Here is a 342-nt window from a genome sequence, read left to right on the forward strand (position 1 = left end):
TCGGCTCCCACGTGTCGCTGAGCCATTACATCCACTGGCATCAGCGGGAGTGGGGCATAGACGGTAGTTTCCGCATCAGCCAGCTGGCGCCGATGACTTTTGACGCTTCGCTGAAAGATATCCTGACAGGCCTCATCGGCGGTGCTACCGTTTGTATGCCCGACAGCCATATCAAAAACAATCCGGCGCTGTTGGTGGAGTGGTTAAGAAACGAGCAGGTCACGCTGCTGCAAACGGTTCCTTCTGTTTTCCGGTTAATCACCGGCAGTTTGCAGGAGTCAGGTGCTCCGCTTGCCGGCCTGCGTTACGTGGTACTGGCAGGAGAACGTTTATACGGGCGTG

1 protein-coding gene is annotated in these 342 nt (G+C 56.4%); it reads left to right on the plus strand.

Annotated features, from left to right (window positions below):
- On the plus strand, positions 1 to 342 hold a 342-nt coding region (locus ACTJJS_RS33545; protein WP_440668414.1), incomplete at both ends, for an AMP-binding protein.

Origin of the sequence: Chitinophaga sp. 22308, from assembly GCF_052045305.1 — a bacterium.
GTDB classification, from domain to species: domain Bacteria; phylum Bacteroidota; class Bacteroidia; order Chitinophagales; family Chitinophagaceae; genus Chitinophaga; species Chitinophaga varians_A.